19 protein-coding genes are annotated in these 25,664 nt (G+C 28.9%); all 19 read left to right on the top strand.

Features of this window, described 5'->3' with window-relative positions:
• The first annotated feature begins 23 nt into the window (after positions 1–23).
• The 19 genes from Q0G30_RS05580 to murB all read left to right on the top strand — a co-directional run bounded on the left by Q0G30_RS05580 (position 24) and on the right by murB (position 25,553).
• Complete coding sequence (locus Q0G30_RS05580) at positions 24–737, top strand: ABC transporter ATP-binding protein (protein WP_294387640.1); 714 nt, start codon at positions 24–26, stop codon at positions 735–737.
• The gene (locus Q0G30_RS05575; protein WP_294387636.1) at positions 730–2,346 is read left to right on the top strand and encodes an ABC transporter permease; all 1,617 of its coding nucleotides are present in this window, start codon (positions 730–732) and stop codon (positions 2,344–2,346) included. The genes Q0G30_RS05580 and Q0G30_RS05575 overlap by 8 nt, the downstream gene beginning before the upstream one ends.
• Before the next feature lie 131 nt (positions 2,347–2,477).
• Complete coding sequence (locus tag Q0G30_RS05570; RefSeq protein WP_294387634.1) at positions 2,478–3,356, top strand: HAMP domain-containing sensor histidine kinase; 879 nt, start codon at positions 2,478–2,480, stop codon at positions 3,354–3,356.
• A 288-nt stretch (positions 3,357–3,644) separates the two neighbouring features.
• Positions 3,645–4,490 (top strand): HAD hydrolase-like protein, encoded by an 846-nt coding sequence (locus tag Q0G30_RS05565; RefSeq protein ID WP_294387632.1) that lies wholly within the window; start codon positions 3,645–3,647, stop codon positions 4,488–4,490.
• A gap of 33 nt (positions 4,491–4,523) precedes the next feature.
• On the top strand, positions 4,524–5,549 hold the full coding sequence (locus tag Q0G30_RS05560; protein ID WP_294387629.1) for a sugar kinase: 1,026 nt from the start codon (positions 4,524–4,526) through the stop codon (positions 5,547–5,549).
• Positions 5,550–5,608: 59 nt separating this feature from the next.
• On the top strand, positions 5,609–7,405 hold the full coding sequence (gene uidA / locus Q0G30_RS05555; protein ID WP_294387627.1) for a beta-glucuronidase: 1,797 nt from the start codon (positions 5,609–5,611) through the stop codon (positions 7,403–7,405).
• Between the two features lie 136 nt (positions 7,406–7,541).
• Positions 7,542–8,228 carry a GntR family transcriptional regulator gene (locus Q0G30_RS05550; RefSeq protein ID WP_294387624.1) on the top strand — a complete coding sequence of 229 codons (687 nt, stop codon included), beginning with the start codon at positions 7,542–7,544 and terminating at the stop codon, positions 8,226–8,228.
• Positions 8,229–8,452: 224 nt separating this feature from the next.
• Positions 8,453–9,304: an SDR family oxidoreductase gene (locus Q0G30_RS05545; protein ID WP_294387622.1), complete on the top strand. Its 852-nt coding sequence runs from the start codon at positions 8,453–8,455 to the stop codon at positions 9,302–9,304.
• Positions 9,305–9,317: 13 nt separating this feature from the next.
• Positions 9,318–9,926, top strand: a complete 609-nt coding sequence (eda, locus tag Q0G30_RS05540; protein ID WP_294387619.1) for a bifunctional 4-hydroxy-2-oxoglutarate aldolase/2-dehydro-3-deoxy-phosphogluconate aldolase — start codon at positions 9,318–9,320, stop codon at positions 9,924–9,926.
• A gap of 87 nt (positions 9,927–10,013) precedes the next feature.
• The gene (gene uxuA / locus Q0G30_RS05535) at positions 10,014–11,069 is read left to right on the top strand and encodes a mannonate dehydratase (RefSeq protein ID WP_294387616.1); all 1,056 of its coding nucleotides are present in this window, start codon (positions 10,014–10,016) and stop codon (positions 11,067–11,069) included.
• Between the two features lie 18 nt (positions 11,070–11,087).
• Complete coding sequence (gene uxaC, locus Q0G30_RS05530) at positions 11,088–12,488, top strand: glucuronate isomerase (RefSeq protein WP_294387614.1); 1,401 nt, start codon at positions 11,088–11,090, stop codon at positions 12,486–12,488.
• A 126-nt stretch (positions 12,489–12,614) separates the two neighbouring features.
• Positions 12,615–14,003: an MFS transporter gene (locus Q0G30_RS05525; RefSeq protein WP_294387611.1), complete on the top strand. Its 1,389-nt coding sequence runs from the start codon at positions 12,615–12,617 to the stop codon at positions 14,001–14,003.
• 76 nt (positions 14,004–14,079) lie between these two features.
• The gene (locus Q0G30_RS05520; RefSeq protein ID WP_294387608.1) at positions 14,080–15,849 is read left to right on the top strand and encodes a glycoside hydrolase family 3 N-terminal domain-containing protein; all 1,770 of its coding nucleotides are present in this window, start codon (positions 14,080–14,082) and stop codon (positions 15,847–15,849) included.
• 328 nt (positions 15,850–16,177) lie between these two features.
• Complete coding sequence (gene uvrA, locus Q0G30_RS05515) at positions 16,178–19,003, top strand: excinuclease ABC subunit UvrA (protein ID WP_294387604.1); 2,826 nt, start codon at positions 16,178–16,180, stop codon at positions 19,001–19,003.
• A gap of 74 nt (positions 19,004–19,077) precedes the next feature.
• Positions 19,078–19,527 carry an FHA domain-containing protein gene (locus Q0G30_RS05510; protein ID WP_294387601.1) on the top strand — a complete coding sequence of 150 codons (450 nt, stop codon included), beginning with the start codon at positions 19,078–19,080 and terminating at the stop codon, positions 19,525–19,527.
• A 158-nt stretch (positions 19,528–19,685) separates the two neighbouring features.
• Positions 19,686–20,909, top strand: a complete 1,224-nt coding sequence (locus Q0G30_RS05505) for an FtsW/RodA/SpoVE family cell cycle protein (protein ID WP_294387598.1) — start codon at positions 19,686–19,688, stop codon at positions 20,907–20,909.
• 4 nt (positions 20,910–20,913) lie between these two features.
• Complete coding sequence (locus Q0G30_RS05500; protein WP_294387593.1) at positions 20,914–22,467, top strand: penicillin-binding protein 2; 1,554 nt, start codon at positions 20,914–20,916, stop codon at positions 22,465–22,467.
• A 227-nt stretch (positions 22,468–22,694) separates the two neighbouring features.
• Complete coding sequence (uvrC, locus tag Q0G30_RS05495; RefSeq protein WP_294387588.1) at positions 22,695–24,560, top strand: excinuclease ABC subunit UvrC; 1,866 nt, start codon at positions 22,695–22,697, stop codon at positions 24,558–24,560.
• Positions 24,561–24,638: 78 nt separating this feature from the next.
• Entirely contained in the window at positions 24,639–25,553 is a 915-nt protein-coding gene (gene murB / locus Q0G30_RS05490; RefSeq protein WP_294387586.1) for a UDP-N-acetylmuramate dehydrogenase, read from the top strand.
• Positions 25,554–25,664 lie beyond the last annotated feature (111 nt).

The raw sequence follows: 25,664 nt of genomic DNA, 5'->3' as shown, positions 1-25,664 counted from the left end.
AATATTTGAAAGAGGTGTTTTGTATGTTAAAAATAAATAATTTTTCAAAGGAGTATTCAAAAGGTAAAAAAGCTGTAGATAACATATCTTTAACTGTAAACAGTGGAGAAATATTTGGATTTATAGGTCATAATGGAGCAGGAAAAACAACTACTATTAAATCTATAGTAGGTATTCTAGAATTTAATGATGGGGATATATTAATAGATAATAAGTCTATAAAGAAAAGTCCAATAGAATGTAAAAAAGTAATGGCATACATTCCAGATAATCCTGACCTTTATGAAGCTTTAACAGGAATACAATATCTAAGTTTTATAGCAGATATTTATAAAGTAAGCAAAGAACAAAGAGAAGAGTTAATTAAGTATTATGGAGATAAATTTGAACTAACTAAATATTTAGGAGACTTAATATCTTCATATTCTCATGGAATGAAACAAAAGTTAGCAGTAATATCAGCACTAATACATAAACCAAAATTATTAATATTAGATGAGCCTTTTGTTGGGTTAGATCCTAAGGCATCACATGCATTAAAAGAAATAATGAGGGAGATTTGTAATGAGGGGAGTGCAATATTCTTCTCAACACATGTATTAGAAGTTGCAGAAAAGTTATGTGATAAGATTGCAATTATTAAACAAGGAAAGATAGTTGTAGTAGGGGATACGGAAGAGGTAAAGGGAAACAGTTCTTTAGAAGATGTATTTATGGAGTTGATTGATAATGAGTAATTTATTTATTTTATTAAAAAATTCATTTGTAAATAGTACTGGTATTAATTCTTTATCTAAGGGAATAGATAATTCCAGAGAAAAAAAGAAGTTGCTTATTACTACAGCAACATTGTTATTAATAGCTACAGTAATATGTTTTGTGTCCACATCATATTCAATTGCATTAGCTATAGTACTAAAACCTATGGGATATTTAGATTTAATATTAATAGTTGCTATATTATTCTCTTGTATTTTAAGTTTTATAATGTCAATTTACAAAGCACAAGGCACATTATTTAGTTCTAAGGATTATGATTTATTAATGTCTTTACCTATTAAAAATAGCACAATATTAACTAGTAAAATCATAAGTTTAATGTCTATAAGCTATATAGAAACAGCACTTATAATAGTACCAGCATCAATAGTGTATTTTATTTATAATGGAAGTTTATCATGGGTTTTCTTTATTATACTATTAATAGGATTATTATTTATACCAATGCTTCCTATAATAGCAGCATCAATAATAGCTATTTTTATAACATTTATATCATCAAGATTTAAGCATAAAAATATAGTAACTATAGTAGTAGGGTTGATAGCGTTTTTATTAATTATGATAGTTTCAATGAATATGCAAAATTATATTAATACATTTGTTGAAAATAGTGATTCAATAGTGAAAGGATTATCTAGTATATATCCACCAGCAATGTATTTAAAAGATGCTTTAGTAAATTATAATATTGTTGATTTGATAAAGTTTATGGTAATATCAATAATTCCATTTGTAATATTTATTATAGTATTTAGCAAAACATTTAAGGTTATAAATGGAAAGTTAGCTGAAAGTTATAAGAAAGCAAATTATAAGGTTGAAAGATTGCAATCAAGTAGTATCACAAAAGCTCTAGTTATGCAAGAGCTAAGAAGATATTTTGCAACACCTATTTATGTTATGAATACAGCATTTGGAATGGTTTTATTAGTTGTAGCATCAATAGCAACTTTATTTATAAGTAAAGAAACATTAGCAGAGTTAATGGGATATCCAGACATAGTAAATATTATTCCAGTAGCAATATTAGTGCTATTAGTATTTACTATTGGATTATCTTGCACAACAAATTCATCTATATCATTAGAAGGAAATAGATTATGGATATTAAAATCTTTACCAATAGAGCCTAAGGATATATTTAAAGGAAAGATAATAACTAATTTAATAATAACAATTCCATCAGCTATTGTAGCAAATATTATATTTTATATAGGCTTAAAATTTGAGATTAAATATTTAATACTTAATATAATGATAAGTATAGTATTTTCAGGTGTATCAGCAGTATTGGGATTAATAATTAATTTATATTTTCCAAAAATGGATTGGACAAATCCAACAACGGTAGTAAAACAAAGTACAAGTGTAATGATTACTATTTTAGGAATAATGATATTAATCTTAGCACTAATAGGGGTATCAGTTGTATTAGTTGAAATATTTAATGTTACTAATATTATGATTATTTTAACTGTAGTGCTAATTTTATTTTTGATAACATTATTTGTTTCAATTAAGATATTAGATAAAATAGGTAGTGAAAAGTTTAATAGATTATAGACAAGTTGCCTCTGGGGTGCCTCAGAGGTGACTTGTCTATATTTATAAATTATTGGAAATATATAATATATAGAATATAATGTATATTAGGAGATATCATCAAAAATTGGGATTAGAAGAGGGGAAATATAGTGGTAATATGTTTAATAGCAATAATTATTTTTTTAATTACAATAATTATAGGATATAAGAGAGAATTCAGAAGAATAAATAAGCAAATTATTGAGAATCTAGATGAATATGCAAATATAAAAACAAAATTTGTAGATAAGGATATAGAGAATCTAGTTGCAAGTATAAACTTAATATTTGATTCAAGGCAGAAAATTGTAGCAGAAAAAAATAAAAATGAAGAGAAAATAAGGGAAGGTATATCTAATATGTCTCATGATTTAAGAACACCATTAACATCTATAATGGGATATTTACAAATGATAAAATCAGAAAAGTCATCAGAGGCGGATAAAAAGGAATATATGGATATAGTAGAAAAAAGAACAAAGTCTTTACAACAACTTATTAGTAGTTTTTATGATTTATCTAGAATGGAAGGAAATGAATATAACTTTAATTATAAAAAAGTTAATTTAAGTAGCATACTATGCGAAAATATAGCTGTATTTTATAATGACTTTAGGAATAATAATATTGAACCAATTATTGAAATTGATGAAAATGTCAAAGATATTATATCGGATGATGGTGCTATTAATAGAATTTTTTCTAATTTAATAACAAATATGATTAAGCATGGTGAAAGCTTTGTAAAAATAACCTTAAAGCAAGAAAATGATATGATAATTACAGAGTTTACTAACAAAGCAACAGGATTAACAGCAGAAAATGTGGATAAATTGTTTGATAGATTTTATACTGTGGATAACTCTAGAAGCGATAGAAATACTGGATTGGGATTATATATAACAAAGATATTAGTAGAAAAACTAGGTTATAATATAATAGCGCAACTGGATAATGAAATTTTAAAAATTAAAATAATATGGAAATAAAGTAACTTTAATAAATACAAGTAAATATAAATAAGCTATTTACTTGTATTTATTTTGGTTATGATTGTTGCAAAAAAATTGAAATTATATTGAAAAATGAATACTAATATGCTAGTATACTAGTAGAGCTATCAAAATATATTGTTAAAAGCTATTTTAAAAGTTAGTGTTAATGTAAAGAAATAGATATCTATAAACTTACACCATTTACCCAAATTAATATCCAGATAGCTGCATTAACACTAACAAAATTAAATATTTAAATAACTAATAGTAGGTGAAAGAGAAATGAGTAATATTTTAGAACAATTTAATAAAAAGAAGAATTTTCTTATTTGTATAGACTCTGATGGATGTGCAATAGATACTATGGATATAAAACATATTAAGTGTTTTGGGCCATGTATGGTAACAGAGTGGAATCTTGAAGAGTGGAAAGAGCCTATATTAGAAAGTTGGAATGAAGTTAACCTTTATACATTAACAAGAGGAATAAATAGATTTAAGGGATTAGCAGTAGCCCTTACAGAAATTAATGATAAATATACAAAAATTGAAGGATTAGATGTATTTTTAAAGTGGACAGAAGAAACTAAAGAACTTTCAAACGAATCTTTAGAGATTGAAATAGAAAAAACAAATAACATTTGTGTAAAAAAGGCTTTAGAATGGTCTAAAGCAGTCAATAAATCTATTGATTTATTAAGTGATGATGAAAAATGTCCATTTGAAGGGGTAAAAGAAGCAATATTAGAAGCTGCAAAGATAGCGGATATAGCAATAGTATCATCTGCAAATGAAAAAGCTGTTTTAGATGAGTGGAGTCAACATGGGCTTTTAGAAAGTGTTGATATAGTTTTAACTCAAAATATTGGATCAAAGGCTTATTGTATAAGAAAGCTTATTGAAAAGGGATATAATAGAACAAATGTATTAATGGTTGGTGATGCTTTAGGAGATCTTAAGGCAGCTGAAGAAAATGAAGTTTCATTTTATCCAATAATGGTTAGAAAAGAGAAAGAATCATGGAAGAGATTTATTAAAGAGGTTTTAAATAAATTTACTAACAACTTATTTATTGGAGAATATCAAAAAAAGGTTATAGATGAATTTAAATTAAATTTATCTAAGTAGAATTTATATAATTTAAATAAAGGTGGGGGTTAAGTGAAAGATTTAGGATTCAAAAGCAAAAAAGTATTAGGTTTTGGAGAAATAATGTTAAGGCTTACTCCTCCTAATAATCAAAAGATAGTACAGGCCAATTCCTTTGAGGCTGTATATTCTGGGGGAGAAGCAAATGTAATAGCAAGTCTTGCTATATTAGGTCATGATACTAAATTTATAACTAAGGTTCCGGATAATTATTTAGGAAAGAAAGTAATAAGTAAATTTAGAAGTTATAATGTTGATGTAAACGATATTGTATTAGGGGAAGGTAGATTAGGTGTCTATTATTCTGAAATTGGACATGGACTTAGAAGCACTGAAGTTATATATGATAGAAAGTATTCAGCCATATCTATGGCAGAAAAGGATGAATTTAATATAAAAAATATGTTAGATGGTGTTGGATTAGTACATTTATCAGGAATAACTCCCGCTTTAAGTAAAAATTTAAAAGAATTAATAATAGATATTGTAAAAGAATGCAAAAAACAAGGGGTATTAGTTTCTTATGATTCAAATTATAGATCAAAGTTATGGTCTATAGATGAAGCTAAAGAGGTATTAGAAGAAATATTACCATATGTAGATTTTGCCTTTTTAGGATATTTAGATATGGTTAATATATTAAAGTTTAATGATAATAATTTAGAGTTTGAGGAAAAATTAGAATATCATTATAAAAATTTATTTGAAAAATATCCAAATTTAAAATATAGCGCATGTACTAAAAGAACTGTAAATTCAATAAATAATAATACATTACAGGGATATTTATTTGATGGAAAAGAATTATTTAAATCAAATTCATACACGTTTGACATATTAGATAGAGTTGGTGGAGGAGATGCTTTTACAGCAGGAATACTTCATGGAATATTAAGTGAAATGGAAAATGAGAGAATTGTAGAGTTTGGAACATGTGCAAGCTCTTTAAAACACTCCATAATAGGAGATATAAACATAATTGATGAGGATACAATTAATTCATTTATAGAAGATGGATTATGTAATGTAAAAAGATAATATATGTAGATAAAAATAATTAATAAGGCTATAAAAAGTATATATTAGGAGGAATTTTTATGTTATATCCAATAATTACTGAATCAAGACAATTAATAGATTTAAATGGTATATGGAAATTCAAATTAGATAAAGGATATGGTTTAAGTGAAGAGCTAAGCAAATCACCATTAAAAGATACTATGGAAATGGCAGTTCCGGCATCATACAATGACTTAGTAGAAAGCCAAGAGGTAAGAGATCATGTAGGATGGGTATGGTATGAAAGAAATTTTATAGTGCCAAAGACTTTACTTAATGAAAGAATAGTATTAAGATTTGGCTCAGTAACACATGAGGCAAAGGTTTATCTAAATGGAAAATTTTTAGTTGAACATAAGGGTGGGTTTACTCCTTTTGAAGCTGAAATAAATAATTTATTAGTACAAGGAGAAAATAGATTAACTGTTGCTGTTAATAATATAATTGATGAGACTACACTACCAGTAGGTTTGGTAAAAGAAGAAGAGATAAATGGAGAAAAGGTTATAAAAAATGCTGTTAACTTTGACTTCTTTAATTATGCTGGAATACATAGACCAGTAAAAATATATACAACGCCAAAAAATTATGTAGAAGATATAACTATTGTTACTGATTTTTCTGAAAATACTGGATATATTAACTATGAAGTAAAAGTTGTTGGAGAAGGAAATGTTAATGTATCAATAATTGATGAAGATAATAATGTAGTTTCAGAGGGTATAGGAGACTGTGGAAAGCTTACTATAGATAATGTTAAACTATGGGAGCCTATGAACGCATACTTATATAAATTAAAAGTAGAATTAATAAATAATGAGTCTATAATTGATACTTATTTAGAGGAGTTTGGAGTAAGAACTGTTCAGGTTAAAGAAGGAAAGTTCTTAATTAATAATAAGCCATTTTACTTTAAAGGATTTGGTAAGCATGAGGATTCATATATAAATGGAAGAGGAATAAATGAAGCTGTTAATATAAAAGACTTTAATCTAATGAAGTGGATTGGAGCAAATTCATTTAGAACTGCACACTATCCTTATTCAGAAGAAATAATGAGATTAGCAGATAGGGAAGGAATAGTTGTAATAGACGAAACACCAGCAGTTGGAGTACATTTAAACTTTATGGCTACTGGATTTGGAGGAGCTCAAAGAAGAGATACTTGGAAGGAAATTAGAACTAAGGAAGCTCATGAAAAAGTTTTAAAAGAATTAGTAACAAGGGATAAGAATCATCCTTGTGTTGTAATGTGGTCTGTAGCAAATGAACCAGATTCTGATTCTGAAGGCGCAAAGGAATACTTCGAACCATTAATAAAATTAACTAAGGAATTAGATCCTCAAAAAAGACCTGTAACTGTGGTTACATATTTATATTCTACACCAGATAAATGTAAAGTCGGTGATATAGTAGATGTATTATGTTTAAATAGATATTATGGGTGGTATATAGCAGGAGGAGATTTAGAAGAAGCTAAAAGGCTTCTTGCAGAAGAGCTAAGAGGATGGGAAGAGAGATGTCCTAATACCCCTATAATGTTTACTGAATATGGAGCAGATACTGTTGCAGGTATGCATGATACAGTTCCAGTTATGTTTACTGAAGAATATCAAGTTGAATACTATAAAGCTAACCATGAGGTTGTAGATAAATGTAAAAACTTTGTTGGAGAACAAACATGGAATTTTGCTGATTTTGCAACAAGTCAGGGTATTATAAGAGTTCAAGGTAATAAAAAGGGTATATTTACTAGAGAAAGAAAGCCTAAAATGATAGCACATTCCTTACGTGAAAGATGGAGAAATATACCTGAGTTTGGATATAAAAAATAATATTAGTTAAAATTTATAATTTAATTAGGTATATTATGTATACCTAATTTTTTTTTTGCAAACAATATGATATACTAGTGTACTAGAAATATATTTAAATTTAGCATTAGTAGTAATATTTAATAGGGGGAAAAAAATGATTCTTTATGAAAAATTAGATAAAGAAACCGGTAAAGACTATGTATATAGAGTATTGAAGGATAATATTATGTGCTTGGAGTTAAAACCAGGAGAGTTATTAAGTGAGTCAGAATTAGCTAAAAAGCTCAACGTATCAAGAACGCCAATAAGAGAAGTATTAATAAAGCTTAAAGCTGAAAAGTTAATAGAAGTTAAACCACAAGCTGGTACTTATGTTTCTTTAATAGATCGAAATTTGATAGAAGAAGCTATTTTTATTAGATATAATTTAGAGAAGGAAGCATTAAAAGAAGCATGTGAAAGTTTTTCTGAAGAGATATTAATGGAAATGGAAAAGAGTTTATTTGCACAAAAATTAATTGCAAAAAAAGGAGATAACCTATTAGAATTTCATAATTTAGATAAGGAATTTCACAGATTGTTATTTGTTGGAATAAATAAGGCTAATGTATGGGAGTCTATTTGTAATATAAGCACTCATTATAACAGAATGAGATTACTTGCTGAGAAGAAGTTAAATAAACAGTTTTTAGTAGATCAGCATATAATATATTTAGATATTATAAAAAATAAAAAGGTTGAGATTATTGATGATGTTGTGTCAAAGCACATTAAAGAACCTGTAGAACAATGGCAAAAATTAATAGAAGAAGATAATGAAATATATAGTTATATAGTCTAATACAGAAATAAAATATATAAAAAAATAATAAAAAATATAAAAAAGTATTAAATTTATTTATTAAAACTAAAAATTATAATATAAAACAAAGTCATAAAATAAAAAATTAAATATTTTATGGCTTTTTATTATACATATAAGTTTAAATGTTTTCAAAAAACTATTGTAATTCATATATTAATATGCTAGTATACAAGTATAGTAGTTGCAAGGAGGAATGCAAAATGAAATTACCATTTAATATTGATTTAAAAGATAAAGTTTGTGTTGTAACAGGTGGGACAGGGATTCTTTGCGGAGCGATGGCAGACGCACTTGCAGAATGTGGAGCAAAAGTTGCAGTTTTAGCATTAGGACAAGAAGCTTGTGATAATAAAGCTAAAGAGATAAATGAAAAAGGTGGAACAGCAATTGGTATTGAAGCCAATGTTTTAGATAAAGAAAGCTTAAGAAAAGCTCATGAAATAATTCTTAAAGAGTTTGGACCAGTTGACATATTAATAAATGGAGCTGGGGGAAATCATCCAAAGGGAACTACTACTAAAGAGTATTTAGAAATTGAGGATTTGGAAAATGAAGAATTAACAACATTCTTTGATTTAGATCCAAAAGGTGTAGAATTTGTATTTAATCTAAACTTCTTAGGAACATTACTTCCATCACAAGAGTTTAGTAAAGATATGATTAACAGAGATGGTACTACAATAATTAATATATCATCTATGAATGCATTTACACCACTTACAAAGATACCGGCATATTCAGGAGCAAAAGCAGCAGTAAGTAACTTTACTCAATGGCTTGCAGTTCATATGTCTAAGGTTGGAGTTAGAGTTAATGCAATAGCGCCAGGATTCTTTGTAACAGATCAAAATAGAAAGTTATTATTCAATGAAGATGGAACAGCAACACCAAGAACTGAGAAAATATTAAATAGTACACCTATGAGAAGATTTGGTGAAGCTGATGAGTTAATAGGAACATTATTATACTTAGTATCTGAAGAAGCATCAGGATTTGTAAATGGAGTAGTTATTCCAGTAGATGGAGCATTCTCTGCTTATTCAGGAGTATAGGAGGATTAAAACAATGATTTTAAGTGAATTAAAAGCAAATGGAGTAGTAGCTGTAGTTAGAGGTAAAAGTCATGAAGAAGCTAGAGGCTATATGGAAGCTTGCTTAAGAGGTGGAGTTAAATCATTGGAGCTTACTTATACAATACCAAATGTATGTGAACTTATAAAAGAGTATAGCTCACATGCAGAAGCATTAATTGGAGTTGGAAGCGTTTTAAATGCTAAAATGGCTTCTGACGCAATTGAAGCTGGAGCAAAATATGTTGTAAGTCCAGGATATAGTGAAGAAGTTAATACAGTTTGTAAGGAAATGAATGTTCTTTATTTACCAGGTTGTATGACAGTAAGTGAAATAATGAGAGCTATGGATGCTGGAAATAAAATGATTAAGTTATTCCCAGGAGATGTATTCGGAGCAAAATATGTAAAAGCAATAAAAGCTCCTATTCCGCATGTTGAAATAATGCCAACAGGTGGAGTTTCAGTGGATAATATTGAAGAGTGGTTTGCAAATGGAGTTTCTTGCGTAGGTGTTGGAAGTTCATTAATAAAAGGATCACTTGAAGATATAGAAAATACAGCTAAAGCTTTCATGCAAAAGATGGAGAAAATTAGAGGTTAAAAATTTTTTAAACTAAGTAGTATACTAGTATTCGAAAAGTGTACTGTAAAGTTGAAAATAATAACTTATTAATAGGAGGAAAGAATCATGGAAATGACGTTCAGATGGTATGGTAAAGATGATCCAGTTAAGATTGAATACATCAAGCAAATACCAGGAATGAAAGGTATAGTAACGGCTATATACGATATTCCAGTTGGAGAAGTATGGCCACTAGAAAGAATTTTAGAATTAAAGAACGAAGTAGAAAGTCATGGATTAAAGCTTTCAGTAATAGAAAGTGTACCAGTACATGAAGATATAAAACTTGGTTTACCAACAAGAGATAGATATATAGATAACTATATACAAACAATCAGAAACTTAGCAGAGGCTGGAATAGATACAATTTGTTACAACTTTATGCCAGTATTTGATTGGACAAGATCTGATTTAAATTATGAATTAGAAGATGGTTCAACTTGCTTAATATATGATGAAGATCAAGTTAAGAAAATGGATCCAGCTTTAGGGGAATTAGAATTACCAGGATGGGATACATCTTATGGTGAGGGTGGACTTAAAGGTCTATTAGAACAATATAAAGATATAGATGAAGAAGCTTTATGGAATAACTTAAACTACTTTATTCAAAGAATAATGAAAGTTGCTGACGAAGTAAGAATGAAAATGGCAATACATCCGGATGATCCACCATGGGGAATATTTGGATTACCAAGAATAATAACTAACTTTGACAATTTAAAAAGATTTATAGATTTATACGATAGTCCATATCATGGAGTTACATTATGTACAGGATCTTTAGGATGTACGAAGGTTAATGACATGGTAAAAATGGTTAACTATTTCGGAAAAGAAAGAAATAGAATACATTTTGCCCACCTTAGAAATGTAAAAATAACTGGAGATAGCAGCTTCAATGAAGTAGCTCATTTATCAGAAGCAGGTTCTTTAGATTTCTATGAAATAGTTAAGGCTTATTGTGACTATGATTTCCAAGGACCTTACAGACCGGACCATGGAAGAATGATCTGGGGGGAAACTGGTAGACCAGGATACGGATTATATGATAGAGCATTAGGTGCGGTTTATATAAATGGTCTAATTGAAGCAATTCAAAAGGAAAAAGGTAACAAATAATTTTAAGGGGATAATAAAATGAAGAAGTTTATGGATAAAGACTTTTTACTAGAAAATGAAGTATCAAAAGTTTTATACCATAATTATGCTTCAAAGGTGCCAGTGTTTGATTATCACTGTCACCTAGTTCCTATGGAAATAGCCACAGATCATGAATTTAAAAATGTAACTGAAATGTGGCTATACCATGACCACTATAAGTGGAGAGCTATGAGAAGCTTTGGTATAGATGAAGAGTATATAACAGGAAATGCAAGTGATTATGATAAATTTTATCAATTTGCAAAAATGATGCCATACTTAATTGGAAATCCTATTTATCATTGGTCTCATTTAGAGCTTAAGAGATTCTTTGGTGTAGAAGAAATTTTAAGCGAAAAAACTGCTGATATTATTTGGAACAAATGTAATAAAGCTATAAAAGAAAATAAGTTAACAGCTAAAAAACTAATTGAAATGGCTAATGTTGTTTATATTGGGACTACAGATGATCCAATAGATGATTTAAAATATCATAAGCAAATAAAAGAAGATGATAATTTTAATTGCTCAGTTAATCCAAGCTTTAGACCAGAAAGAGCAATGAAAATACAAAATTCAGGATTTAAAGAGTATATAGAAAAATTATCAGAAGTTAGTAATATTGAAATTAAATCATTTGATGATTTAGAAAAGGCTCTAGAAGTTAGATTAGATTATTTTTATGACAATGGATGTATGATTACTGATCATAGCTTAGAAAGAGTTGTTTTTTATAATTATTCATGTGAAGAAATTAACAAGATATTTATAAAGGCCTTAAATGGTGAATACATAACAAATGAAGAAGCATCAAAGTATTCTATTGCATTACTAATATCATTAGGAAAAATGTATTCAGAAAGAAAAATGGTTATGCAATTACACATAGGTGCATTAAGAAACAATAATACAAGGATGTTTAATAAGGTAGGAGCAGATGCAGGATTTGATAGCATTGATGATGGTGAAATAGCATACTCCCTTTCAAGAATATTAGATCAATTAGATAAGGAAAATAAACTTCCAAAAACAATTTTATACTGCTTAAATCCTAAAGATAACGAAGTTATAGGAACTATGATTGGTAATTTCCAAACTGGAGGCATAGCTGGAAAGATTCAATTTGGATCAGGATGGTGGTTTAATGACCAAAAGGATGGAATGGAAAGACAAATGATGGCATTATCTCAACTTGGACTTATAAGTCAATTTGTTGGAATGGTAACAGATTCAAGAAGCTTTTTATCATACACAAGACATGAATATTTTAGAAGAATATTATGTAACTATTTAGGTGGTTTAGTTGAGTCTGGACAATATCCTTATGATGAAGAGATACTTGGTGAAATTGTTCAAAATATTTGTTACAAAAATTCAGAGAGATATTTCAAAAGATAATAAATAATTATGTAGAATGGAAATTTTAATAAACAATATTTCCATTCTACATAAAAGTAGTGTAATAACTTTAATGTAAATGTATTCATAAATGAAAAGAATTATTTTGGGAGGGATAAATTAATTATGGTTCTTGATTTAATAAGTAAAAAGGAAGAACAAATAAAGCCATTTGGTACTAGTGACAAAATAGGTTATGGATTAGGTGATTTTGGATGTGCAGTATTTTTTGCATTTGTAAGTAACTATTTGATGCTATTTTACACAGATGTTTTAGGAATAAGTGCAGCTGCTGTTGGTACATTATTTGTAGTAGCTAGAATATGGGATGCTATCAATGATCCTATAATGGGTGTTCTTGTAGATAAAGTTGGAACTACAAAACATGGTAAGTTTAGACCTTATGTTATTAGATTTGGATTACCAATGATTATAGTAGGAATAATTGCATTTACTGCAATACCAGGATTACCAGAAGGTATGAGATTACCTTATGCTTATGTAACATATATTTTATATGGAATGTTATATACAGCAGTAAATATTCCTTATGGTTCATTAGCATCTGTTATGAGTAATGATCCAAATGAAAGAACTGCATTATCAACATTTAGAAATATTGGTTCTATGGCTGCAAACCTTTTAGTAATGTTTATGGTTCCAAAAATTGTATTTGGTGTTAACGGAGAAGTAACTGCAGATGGATTTATGAAATGTGCTATAATTCTTGCAATAATTTCTACAGTATCATTTATATTTAACTTTAGATTAACTAGAGAAAGAATTGTTCATAAAAAGAGCGAAAGTAAGCAAGGTATGAGTGGTACTTTAAAGGGATTAGTAAAAAATAGAGCTTTCATAGGTGTTGCACTAGCATCATTTACTTTAATGAGTGCTTCATTAACAGTTGGTTCTTTAAATGCATATTTATTTAAAGAATACTTCCATAACACAACATTAATAGCTTTAGGTGGAATGGTTGGTATAGTTGCAAGCTTAAGCATTATTCCATTTGTAGGAATAATAGTTAAAAAGCTTGGTAAGAAAGAATCAGCAGTAGTTGGGGTAGCATTTACAACAGCTATTTATGCAATAATGTTCTTTATGCCAAATTTAACAGCAGGTATGTACGTAATATTATCATTTGTATCAGGATTAGGTACAGGATTATTTAATACAATTGTATGGGCGTTAGTTGGAGATGCTATAGATTATCAAGAATATATCACTGGAGAAAGAAATGAAGGAACTGTTTATTCTTCTTATTCATTAGCAAGAAAATTAGCTCAAGCTTTATCAGGTGGTATAGGTGGATTTGCATTATCTTTCTTAGGATATAAATCAGGAGTTGCACAACAATTACCAGCAGTAGGTGAAGGAATTAAAAATATAACTTTAGGTGCAGCATTAATTGGATATGGTGCAACGGTATTAATAATATTATTTGTATATAATCTTTCTACTAAGAAATTAGCAGAAATGAATGCTGAGTTAAAAAAGAGAAGAGCAGCATAATAAAAAATTAAAAAAATAATATTAACTATAATAAGTATATTTTAGAAAATATGTATATATTAAGGAGGAAACTCAAGTGGTAAATTTAAAAGCAAAGCCATATAATTTAGATGAAGAATCTATAAAATGGGTAGAAGACACAATAAATAATATGTCTATTGAAGAAAAAATAGGACAACTATTTGTAAATATGGGAGCAAGTAGAGAAGAAGAATATTTAAAAAGTGTTTTAGATAACTATCATATAGGGGCTGTTCGTTATAATCCAGGTAAAGCTGAGGAAGTATATGAACAAAATAGAATATTACAAGAAAATTCTAAAATTCCACTATTAATAGCTGCTAATACAGAAATGGGTGGAAATGGAGCATGTACAGATGGAACATATGTAGGTATGGAAGTAAAGGTTGCAGCAACTCAAGATCCACACTATGCTTATGAATTAGGAAGAATATCAGGGGTTGAGGCAGCTGCTATAGGATGTAACTGGAGTTTTGCACCAATTGTTGATATAAACAGAAACTGGAGAAACCCAATAATATCTACTAGAACTTGGTCTGCAGATGTTGACCAAACTTTAGAGTTATCTTTAGAATACATGAGAGGAATAATGGAGTCTGGAATTTTACCAGCTGCTAAGCATTTCCCTGGAGATGGTATAGATGAAAGAGATCAACATTTATCATTTGCTCCAAATACTTTATCTGTTGAAGAATGGAATGCTACTTTTGGAAAAGTATATTCTGGATTAATTGAAGCAGGTCTTCCATCAATAATGGCTGGACATATTGCTTTACCAGAATACGTAAAACACTTTAATCCAGAAGCTACAATTCAAGAAATGAATATGCCTGCAACTTTAAGTAAACATGTATTAACAGATTTATTAAAAGGTCAAATGGGATTCAATGGATTAGTTGTAACTGATGCATCTCACATGGTTGCTATGACTTCAGCTATGAAGCGTAAAGATATGTTACCAACTGCAATTGCTGCAGGTAGTGATTTATTCTTATTCTTCAATGATCCAGATGAAGATTTCCAATGGATGATGGAAGGATACAAAAATGGAGTTATAACTGAAGAAAGACTTCATGATGCATTAAGTAGAATATTAGGTTTAAAGGCTTCTTTAGGATTACACAAGAAAGCTAAAACTGAGATATTACAACCAAAAGAAGAAGCTATGGCTAAGATTGGCTTAGAAGAAAATAAAAAGGCAGCTTTAGAAATAGCTGATAAGGCAATAACTTTAGTTAAGAATAATGAGGAAATATTCCCAATATCACCAGAAAAGACTAAGAAAGTATTACTTGTAAATGCTAAAGGTTTTGACGGTGGATTTGGTAAATTTATAGCTCTTATGCAAGGACCACAAAAAGGACCTATTGATATAATGAAAGAATTATTAGAACAAGAAGGATTCCAAGTAGAAATATACGAATCACCAATAGATAAGATTATGAAATTACCAAAAGAAGAAATGGGAGCAGCTCTTGGAAATGTTTATGCTGGTAAGCGTCCAATAGCTGAATTAACTTCAAAATATGATTTAATTATAAACTTAGCTGATGTAGGAGCAAGTGTTGACCAACGTCTTCAATGGCCACCAAGCAAGGGTACTCCAGATATTCCATTCTACGTAAATGAAATACCTACTATCTTTGTTTCAGTACAATGTCCATTCCACTTAGCTGACGTACCACAAGTTAAGACTTATATAAATACTTACGATAGTAAAGATTACACTCTTAAAGCGTTAGTTGATAAAATGATGGGACGTTCAGAATTTAAGGGAGTTAGTCCAGTAGACGCATTCTGTGGTCTTGGAGATACTAGATATTAATTAAAATTTTAAAATATTATTAAACAAATAAATTACTATTAAACAAAACTATTATTAAACAAAACTATTATTAAACAAAACTATTATAATACCAACTACACATTTTAAAATATTATAGAAAATAAACGAACAAATAATAAAAAAGCATTTTCTTTTATTAAAGGGAAATGCTTTTTATTATATTAAAAATTAAAGTAAACAAAGGTTAAAATTCATTGACAATAAAAATCAATAAATCTAAAATTAAATAAAGAATGTTTGTTCGAGAGTAAAATATACTATTTCTGACAAAAATAAAATAATGAAGTATATTAAAGAGGTTAAAGAAATGAAAGATAAAATTATAGTAAAGGGTGCAAGGGTACATAATTTAAAGAATGTATCATTAGAAATACCAAGAGATAAATTAATAGTATTTACAGGATTATCAGGTTCAGGTAAGTCTTCATTAGCTTTTGATACGTTATATGCAGAAGGACAAAGAAGATATGTTGAATCTTTATCATCATATGCAAGACAGTTTTTAGGTCAAATGAATAAACCAGATGTTGATTATATTGAAGGATTATCACCAGCAATATCAATAGACCAAAAAACAACTAGTAAAAATCCAAGATCTACAGTAGGAACAATAACAGAAATATATGATTATCTAAGATTATTATATGCAAGAATAGGTATTCCACATTGCCCTAAATGTGGCAAGGTAATAAGCAAGCAATCTGTGGATCAAATTGTGGATCAAATAATGGCTATTGGGGATAGAACTAAGATTCAAGTTTTAGCACCAATTATAAGAGGAAAAAAGGGAACACATGAAAAGGTATTAGAAAATATTAAGAAAAATGGATATGTGAGAGCTAGAGTTGATGGTGAAATATATGAGTTAGCAGAAGAAGAAATAAAATTAGAAAAAACTAAAAAACATAATATAGAAGCTGTAGTAGATAGACTTGTTATTAAGGAAGGGATTGAAGGTAGATTAAGTGATTCCTTAGAAGCTGCGTTAAAGTTAGGTGAGGGGCTAGTAATAATAAATATAATTGGAGATAAAGATATATTATTTAGTGAAAATTTTGCTTGTGCAGATTGCGGAATAAATATACAAGAATTTGAACCAAGAATGTTCTCATTTAATGCTCCTTTCGGAAAGTGTGAAAAGTGCGATGGTTTAGGAACATTAATGGAGATAGATCCAGACTTAGTTATTCCAAATAAAGATCTAAGTGTAATGGAAGGTGCTATTGCAACTTGGGGAGAAGGAAGATTAAAAGATGATTCATGGACTTATGCAATTTTAAAAGCATTAAGTGAGGAGTATGACTTAGATTTAAATAAGCCTATAAAAGAATTATCAAAAGAAAATATAGATTTATTATTATATGGAACAAATGGACATAAGTTAATAGTTACATATACTAAGGATGGAGTAAAAGGTAAGTATTTATATGCATATGATGGAGAAATAAATTCACTTGTAAGAAGATATAAAGAAACAAACTCAGATGTAATTAAAGGTGAAATAGAGCAATATATGAGTAATAAATATTGTCCAAAATGTAAAGGAGCTAGACTTAATAAAGAAGTTTTAGCAGTTACAGTTGGAGATAAAAACATATATGAATTCACACAAATGCCTATTAAAGAAGAATTAGATTTTATTAATTCATTAAACTTTACTGAAAAAGAAAGAATAATAAGTGACCAAATAGTTAAAGAAATTAAGAGTAGATTGAAATTTTTAGTAGATGTTGGATTAGATTATTTAAATTTATCAAGAAGTTCGGGAACACTTTCAGGAGGAGAGGCTCAGAGAATCAGACTTGCTACTCAAATTGGATCTGCACTAATGGGAGTTTTATATATCTTAGATGAACCTAGTATTGGATTACACCAAAGAGATAATGATAAATTGATTCAAACCTTAAAGAATTTAAGGGATGTTGGAAATACTGTTATAGTTGTTGAACATGATGAAGATACTATGAGAGAAGCTGATTTTATAGTAGATATTGGTCCTAAGGCAGGAGAGCATGGAGGACAAATTATTGCAGCAGGAACTGTAGATGAAATTAAAGCATGTAAGGAATCTATAACTGGCCAATATTTAACAGGGGAAAAAGAAGTTAAAGTTCCTGAGTCTAGAAGAAAAGGGAATGGACAGTTTATTACTGTTGTAGGAGCTAAGGAAAATAATCTTAAGAATTTAACAGTTAAATTCCCATTAGGAGTATTAACCATGGTTACTGGTGTTTCTGGATCTGGTAAAAGTACATTAGTGAATGAAATTCTTTATAAAGGATTAAATAAGATAATAAATAAGAGTAAAAATCCAACAGGTACTTACAAAGAAATAACTGGTTATGAAAGTATAGATAAAATTATAGATATAGATCAAAGTCCAATAGGAAGAACACCACGTTCAAATCCAGCAACTTATACAGGAACTTTTGATATAATAAGAGAATTATTTGCTCAAACACCAGAAGCTAAAATGAGAGGATATAAGCCAGGAAGATTTAGTTTTAATGTAAAGGGTGGAAGATGTGAAGCTTGTGCAGGAGATGGAATCATAAAAATAGAAATGCAGTTTTTATCTGATGTTTATGTACCTTGTGAAGTGTGTAAGGGTAAGAGATACAATAGAGAAACTCTTGAAGTTAAATATAAAGGTAAAAATATTGATGATATTTTAAATATGACTGTAGAAGAAGCTTTAGATTTCTTTGAAAATATACCAAGAATAAAGAATAAGATTCAAACATTAAAGGATGTAGGATTAGGATATATAAGATTAGGGCAACCATCAACACAATTATCAGGAGGAGAAGCACAGAGAATTAAGCTTGCCTTTGAATTATCTAAGAGAAGTACAGGAAAGACACTATATATTTTAGATGAGCCAACAACAGGACTTCATGTTGATGATGTTAACAGATTAGTATATATATTACAAAGGCTAGTAGATGCAGGAAATACTGTTGTAGTTATTGAACATAATTTAGATATGATTAAATGCGCTGATTATATAGTAGACTTGGGTCCAGAAGGTGGAGATAAAGGAGGTACTTTAGTAGCTGAAGGTACACCAGAGGATATAGTTAAAAAGGATAAATCATATACAGGAAGATATCTTAAGAAGTTGTTAAGATAATTTAGATGGCTTGTTATTTTTTACAATAAGATTTAATATATAATGGTAAATATACATTAGTTTGAGGTGAAAATATGAGTTTTGGAAAGGTAGCCACTTTTATAGCTGGAATAATTTTTATAATTTTATTATATGTCATTATATATTATGCATTAAAGATAATGTATAAGGATGTTAAGACTGGCGGAAAACGAAAAAATAACAATTCAGGTATAAGATATGGTATAGAGGTTATTCAAACAGGTGTTAACTCGACTTTAGAGCAAGGTTCGGTAGTGCCTATTAGAGGAATAACAACATTAGGAAGAAAGCAAGAAAATACAATTATATTAACTGAGCCTTTTGTATCAGGTAATCATGCAAAGCTATATACTAAAAATAATAATTTATATGTTGAAGATTTAAATAGTACAAATGGTGTGTATATTAATGGTGAAAAAATAGAAGAAAAGTTCAAACTTGTTGCTGGTGATGAAATCAAAATAGGAAGTGCTATTTTTAAGGTTTTAAAATCAGGTAAGTAAGATTCTAAGTCTGTGATTTAGATAGTTGAACTTACATCTTGGAGCATAGGAAAAGATGTTTCATTTAAGTGAAACTCTAAATCTTTGATTTAGATAGTTGAACTTACATCTTAGACTATAGGAAAAGATGTTTCATTTAAATAATTAGAGGTGGATTTATGAAAGCATTAAAGCGTGAAAAAAGATTACTTAGATTAGTATATCTGCTATGCTTACTACTTTTCATAACTTTAGGGTTTTTACAAAAACCCTTTGATACATTTGCAGTGGTAATGGGGATAGTCTTATGTGTCCTAATAGGCTATTCCCACTTTATAATTAGAAGATTTTATCCAGATGGAGATAAGTTTATACTAATTTTTTCAAGTGTATTAGCAGTAGTAGGAGTAGCAACATTATATAGAATAAATAGAGTAACTGCAATTAAGCAATTAGTTTGGATTGCTATAGGTATGATATCATATATTTTAATTGTAGTAATTCTACCTGATCTAAGGAGTTTTTCAAAGTATAAAAAAATATATATGATAGTAACTTTATTACTAATGCCATTAGCCTTAATATTTGGTACAGAACAGTATGGAGCAAAGAACTGGATTATAATAGGTAAGTCTATTTCCTTTCAACCTTCAGAGTTTGGTAAAATAGCTCTTGTGTTGTATTTAGCTTCAGCTTTAGCTACATATGAAAATAAGAAGAGCTTCAAAGAAGAATTCAAGGAGTTATGGCAACCTGCATTAGTAGCAGGGTTTTCTATGGGATGTATGGTACTTCAAAGAGATTTAGGAAGTGCATTAATATTCTTTGGAATTTCAATAACATTATTATATGTTGCAACATCAAAGAAAAAGTATGTATTTACAGCATTAGGTTTAGCAGCTATTGGATCAGTTGCTGGTTATTCAATGTTTGGACACGTGAGAGAAAGGGTTATGATTTGGCTTGATCCTTGGAAATATGCCTTAGGAGAATCATATCAAATAGTTGAAGGAATGTATTCAATCGCAGCTGGTGGATTATTTGGAGTTGGTCTAGGACAAGGACATTTTCAGAACTTGCCAGTTAAAGAAAGTGATATGATTTACGCAATTATTTGTGAGGAATTTGGAATAATATTTGCAATTGGATTAATGATAATATACTTCTTATTATTTTACAGGGGTATAAGAGCTGCATTTGTTACAGATGATAAGTACTCACAATTAATAGCTGTTGGATTTAGTACAATGATAGCTTGTCAAACATTAGTTATAATAGGTGGAATATTTGCAGTTATACCATTGACAGGAATAACACTTCCTATTGTAAGTTATGGTGGTTCATCAGTATTAACAATATTCTTTGCTTTAGGAATACTGCAAAAGATATCAGAGGAGGCATAAGGATATGAATGATTTAGCAAAAAGCGTTAGAAATGTAATGACAGTATTTTTAGTTTTCTTTATAGCATTAATATCCTATATTGCTTATTTCCAATTGATTAAGAGTCCTAAGATTAATGATATGCCAGGAAATACAAGGGTTATTGCTGTAAAAAATGAAGTTTTAAGAGGAACTATATATGATAGAAATGGTAATCCTTTAACAACTAGTGAAAGATTAAATGAAACATCTCAAAAGAGAGATTATTTATATGATAATTTATATGTTCACGCATTAGGATATACAAGTGCCGTTTATGGAACTACTGGTTTAGAAGAGGAATATGAAAGTGAATTAACTAGTTATAATGCTATTGGAAATAACTTTAGACAGTTTTTAGATAGCATTAATATAAAAGGGCTTATAGAAAATATAAAAAATGATAAAGAAAATACAGGAAGTTTTAATCTTTCAGAAAATTTTAAAACATTCATGGACGGGATTAATTTCGATGAATTAACAAAAGAAGATGATAAAGTAGGAAATGGTGTTGTAACAACATTAGATACAACATTACAACAGGTAGCTTCAGATGCATTAGGAGATAATAAAGGTGCTGTTGTTGCATTAAATCCTAAAACAGGAGAAATATTAGCAATGGTATCAAAACCAACATTTAATCCTAATAACTTAGCAGATGAAATGAATAAAGCAAATAGTGGTAGTGCAGATGATACACCATTAATTAATAGAGCTATAAATGGACTTTATCCTCCAGGATCTGTATTTAAGACTGTTACATTAACAAGTGCTTTAGAAAATATTCCATCAGTAGTAAATAGAACCTTTGAAGATGATGGTAAAATAAAATTCCAAGATGGAAGAACTTTAAGCAATTTTGGAAATAATGTATACGGATCAATAGATTTAAAGCAAGCATATAAAGTATCAAGTAATGTTGTATTTGGGACATTAGCAATGGAATTAGGAAATGATGCATTAAAAACTACAGCAGAAAGCTATGGATTTAATTCAGTAATAACTGGACCAGGAGTATCTATAACAGCAAGTAGATTCCCTTCATTAGACAGTTCAGAGGTTGGTAATATAGCTCAAAGCGGAATAGGGCAAGGAAGTGTTTTAGCTACACCTATGCAAATGGCTTTAGTAGCAGCTACAGTAGCTAATGATGGCGTTATGATGCAACCTAAGTTAGTTAATTCAATTGTTGATAAAGATCAAAATATAATAAAAACTATAGATAGTAAAGAATTAAAGCAAGTTATGTCTAGTGATATAGCTGAAACAGTTCAAGATTATATGACTAATTTAGTTAATAGTAATTTAAGTAAGTGGCCAGCATTTAAAGGAACTAATGCAGGCGGTAAAACTGGTACAGCAGATTATACTTTACCAGATGGAACTGAAGCCACTCCACATAGTTGGTTTATAGCGGCAGCACCAATGGATGATCCACAAATAGCAGTTGCAGTAATTGTTGAAAATGGTGGTACTGGTTCAGGAGCAGCAGCAACAGTAGCTAGTAAAGTTGTTAGGCAAGCAGTTTTAGGAGACTAATCTAGAACTGACATTAATGAAAAAATTTCTATATAATAATAAATTTAAAAAGTTAATAAGTTCGGTTATTTAAGAGTTAAGAGTTAAGAGTGAAGAATTAAGGTATTAATTTAGTCAGAGCTAAATTAAAAATAATATTTTAGAAGCTTCTATAGAAGTTTCATCCTTAAATTAGTAACTCTTAATTTTTAACTCTTAACTTTTTACAAAAGAGAGGGTAGATAGATATGTTTGATTTTGAATATCACTTAAAGAATTTACCTGATAAACCTGGAGTTTATTTGATGAAGAATTCATTAGGTGAAGTTATTTATGTTGGAAAAGCAAAGATTTTAAAGAATAGAGTAAAAAGTTATTTTCAAAATTCAAAGAATCACTCTGAAAAAGTAAGAGTTATGGTAAGGAATATTGCTGAATTTGAGTATATAGTTACAGATTCAGAGATGGAAGCACTTATTTTAGAGTGTAATTTAATAAAGAAATATAGCCCTAAGTATAATATATTGTTAAAGGATGATAAGTTTTATCCTTTTATAAAAATAACAACTAAGGATGACTTTCCAAGAGTTTTTGTAACTAGGAATTTTGCTAAAGATGGAAGCAAGTATTTTGGACCATATACTAATGGAGCAGCAGTATATGAAACTATAAATTTGATATATAAGATATTTCCTTTAAGAACATGTAAATTAGCAATAAAGGAAAAGGGGGAGCCTGTACGACCTTGCTTAAATTATCATATAAAAAAATGCTTTGGGCCTTGCGGAGGATATATAGGCAAAGAAGAGTATGGAAAAATGATAACTGATATAATTGATATTTTAAGTGGAAAAGATACTTATGTTACTAAAATGCTAAAACAAGAAATGGAAACTGCAGCAGAAAATTTAGAGTTTGAAAAGGCTGCATCATTAAGGGATAAGATATTAGCAATAGAAGCCATAGTTGAAAAGCAAAAGATATTTAAAACTATGGAGGGCGATGAAGATTTTATTAATATAGATCAAGATGAAAAGGATAGTTGTATTCAAGTATTTTTCTCTAGAGATGGAAAGATACTTGGAAGAGAGCATTTTTTATTTGAAAACACAGCAAATGAAAGTATAGCAGAGATATTAGAAGAATTTATAGCATCATTTTATGGAGGTACAGCTAAAGTTCCTAAAACAATATATGTCCCTGAAATTAATGAAGTTGAGCTAATGGAAGAATACTTAACTATAAAAAGAGGATCTAAGGTATGGATTAAGGTTCCTCAAAAAGGACAGAAAAAAGATATGTTAGAAATGGTTAAGAATAATGCAAGGATTACCTTGGAAAAATTTAAGGATAAATATTTGAAAGATAAAGAAATGAATAGAATATCCTTACAAGAGCTTCAACACTTGTTAGAGCTTGATGAATGGCCATCTAGAATAGAAGCTTATGATATATCAAATATTCAAGGTGTTGATTCTGTAGGAACAATGGTTGTATTTGAAGAAGGAAGAGCAAAAAATAGTGATTATAGAAGATTTAAGATAAAAACTGTAAAGGGTGCTAATGACTATGACAGTATGAGAGAAATATTAACTAGAAGGTTTAATCACGGATTAGAGGAAGTAAAGGCCATTCAAGAAAGAAATTTAAAATTATCTGCAGGAAAGTTTTCTAATTTTCCTGATTTAATAATGATGGATGGAGGTAAAGGACAAGTAAATATAGCACTAGAAGTGCTAGAAAGTTTAAATATAAATATTCCAGTATGCGGATTGGTTAAGGATGATAAACACCAAACTAGAGGTATAGTATATAATAATAAAGAATTACTTATTAATAGAAGCTCAAATTTAATGCAATTAATAAGAAGAATACAAGACGAAGTTCATAGATTTGCAATAACATATCATAGAAGTTTAAGAGATAAAAGAACGTTACATTCTATTTTAGATGATATACCTAATGTAGGAGAAAAACGAAGAAGAGCTTTATTAATGAAGTTTGGAAGTGTAGATAATATTAAAAAGGCCACAATAGAGGAATTACTAGAGGTTCCATCTATAGATAAAAAATCAGCAGAAAGTATTTATATTTACTTTAATGGCAATAATTAAGAGGAAATTACTTGTTTAATGTTATAATATACTTTATACTATTAAACTGTAAATATTTTATATTTTAAGGAGCTTATCATGAATAAATACGGTAAATTTGTAGGGCTATTTAGAGAATTTTACAATGAAGATAATATTAAGATAGATGAGAAGTTAAGTAGTTATGTTAATTTTAAAGTTGGAGGACCGGCTGATATTTTATTAATTCCAGAGTCAAAAGAACAAATAAAAAAGAGTATTTGTATTTGTAAGGAAAATAATATTCCGGTTTATGTTATAGGAAATGGTTCTAACATATTAGTTAGAGATGGTGGTTTTAGAGGTGTTGTTATATCACTAAAGGGCGTTCACAATGTAACTGTAAATGATGAGAGAATTGAAGCAGAATGTGGTGCAATGTTAAAAGCAGTTTCAGATAAAGCTATGGAGAATTCATTAACAGGATTTGAATTCGCATGTGGAATACCAGGAACAATTGGTGGGGCTGTATTCATGAATGCTGGTGCTTATGATGGAGAAATTGCACATGTTATTGAAAGTGCTGAAGTAATTGATGAAAATTGCAATGTAATAACCCTTACAAATGAGGAATTAGATTTTGGATATAGATCTTCTTTAGTTATGAAAAAGGGATATACAGTATTATCAGCTGTATTTAAATTAAAAAAAGGTCAAGTGAAAACTATTAAGGATTTAGTTGATGATTTAACTAATAAGAGAGAATCTAAGCAACCACTTGAATATCCATCAGCGGGAAGTACATTTAAAAGACCAGAAGGGTATTTTGCTGGTAAACTTATTCAAGATGCAGGTTTAAAAGGATATTCTATAGGTGGAGCAGCTGTTTCAGAAAAACATTCTGGATTTGTAATTAATAAAGGAAATGCTACAGCTAAGGATATTACTGATTTAATAAAGCATATTCAAGATGAAGTTAAAAAACAATTTGGAGTTGACCTTCATACAGAAGTAAGAATAATAGGGGAAGAATAGGAAGTTACCAATTTGGTAGCTTCTTTTTTTATACATATTAATTTAGTATTTAATAATTTAAATTTCAAAATGATAAACATAACAATAAAAAATGTAACGTAATCATTATTA

The sequence above is a fragment of the uncultured Clostridium sp. genome (assembly GCF_934754925.1).
Taxonomy (GTDB): domain Bacteria; phylum Bacillota; class Clostridia; order Clostridiales; family Clostridiaceae; genus Clostridium.
Note: the sequence above shows the minus strand (reverse complement) of the source record. Positions and strands in the feature narration are given on the sequence as shown.

Bases quoted from the DNA above. Each gene is read 5' to 3' on its own strand.
- uxaC (WP_294387614.1), top strand. From the start codon at position 11,088: ATGAAGAAGTTTATGGATAAAGACTTTTTACTAGAAAATGAAGTATCA.
- Q0G30_RS05505 (WP_294387598.1), top strand. From the start codon at position 19,686: ATGAAAGCATTAAAGCGTGAAAAAAGATTACTTAGATTAGTATATCTG.
- Q0G30_RS05565 (WP_294387632.1), top strand. From the start codon at position 3,645: ATGAGTAATATTTTAGAACAATTTAATAAAAAGAAGAATTTTCTTATT.
- uvrA (WP_294387604.1), top strand. From the start codon at position 16,178: ATGAAAGATAAAATTATAGTAAAGGGTGCAAGGGTACATAATTTAAAG.
- Q0G30_RS05510 (WP_294387601.1), top strand. From the start codon at position 19,078: ATGAGTTTTGGAAAGGTAGCCACTTTTATAGCTGGAATAATTTTTATA.
- uidA (WP_294387627.1), top strand. From the start codon at position 5,609: ATGTTATATCCAATAATTACTGAATCAAGACAATTAATAGATTTAAAT.
- Q0G30_RS05545 (WP_294387622.1), top strand. From the start codon at position 8,453: ATGAAATTACCATTTAATATTGATTTAAAAGATAAAGTTTGTGTTGTA.
- Q0G30_RS05500 (WP_294387593.1), top strand. From the start codon at position 20,914: ATGAATGATTTAGCAAAAAGCGTTAGAAATGTAATGACAGTATTTTTA.
- Q0G30_RS05575 (WP_294387636.1), top strand. From the start codon at position 730: ATGAGTAATTTATTTATTTTATTAAAAAATTCATTTGTAAATAGTACT.
- eda (WP_294387619.1), top strand. From the start codon at position 9,318: ATGATTTTAAGTGAATTAAAAGCAAATGGAGTAGTAGCTGTAGTTAGA.
- murB (WP_294387586.1), top strand. From the start codon at position 24,639: ATGAATAAATACGGTAAATTTGTAGGGCTATTTAGAGAATTTTACAAT.
- uxuA (WP_294387616.1), top strand. From the start codon at position 10,014: ATGGAAATGACGTTCAGATGGTATGGTAAAGATGATCCAGTTAAGATT.
- Q0G30_RS05525 (WP_294387611.1), top strand. From the start codon at position 12,615: ATGGTTCTTGATTTAATAAGTAAAAAGGAAGAACAAATAAAGCCATTT.
- uvrC (WP_294387588.1), top strand. From the start codon at position 22,695: ATGTTTGATTTTGAATATCACTTAAAGAATTTACCTGATAAACCTGGA.
- Q0G30_RS05550 (WP_294387624.1), top strand. From the start codon at position 7,542: ATGATTCTTTATGAAAAATTAGATAAAGAAACCGGTAAAGACTATGTA.
- Q0G30_RS05580 (WP_294387640.1), top strand. From the start codon at position 24: ATGTTAAAAATAAATAATTTTTCAAAGGAGTATTCAAAAGGTAAAAAA.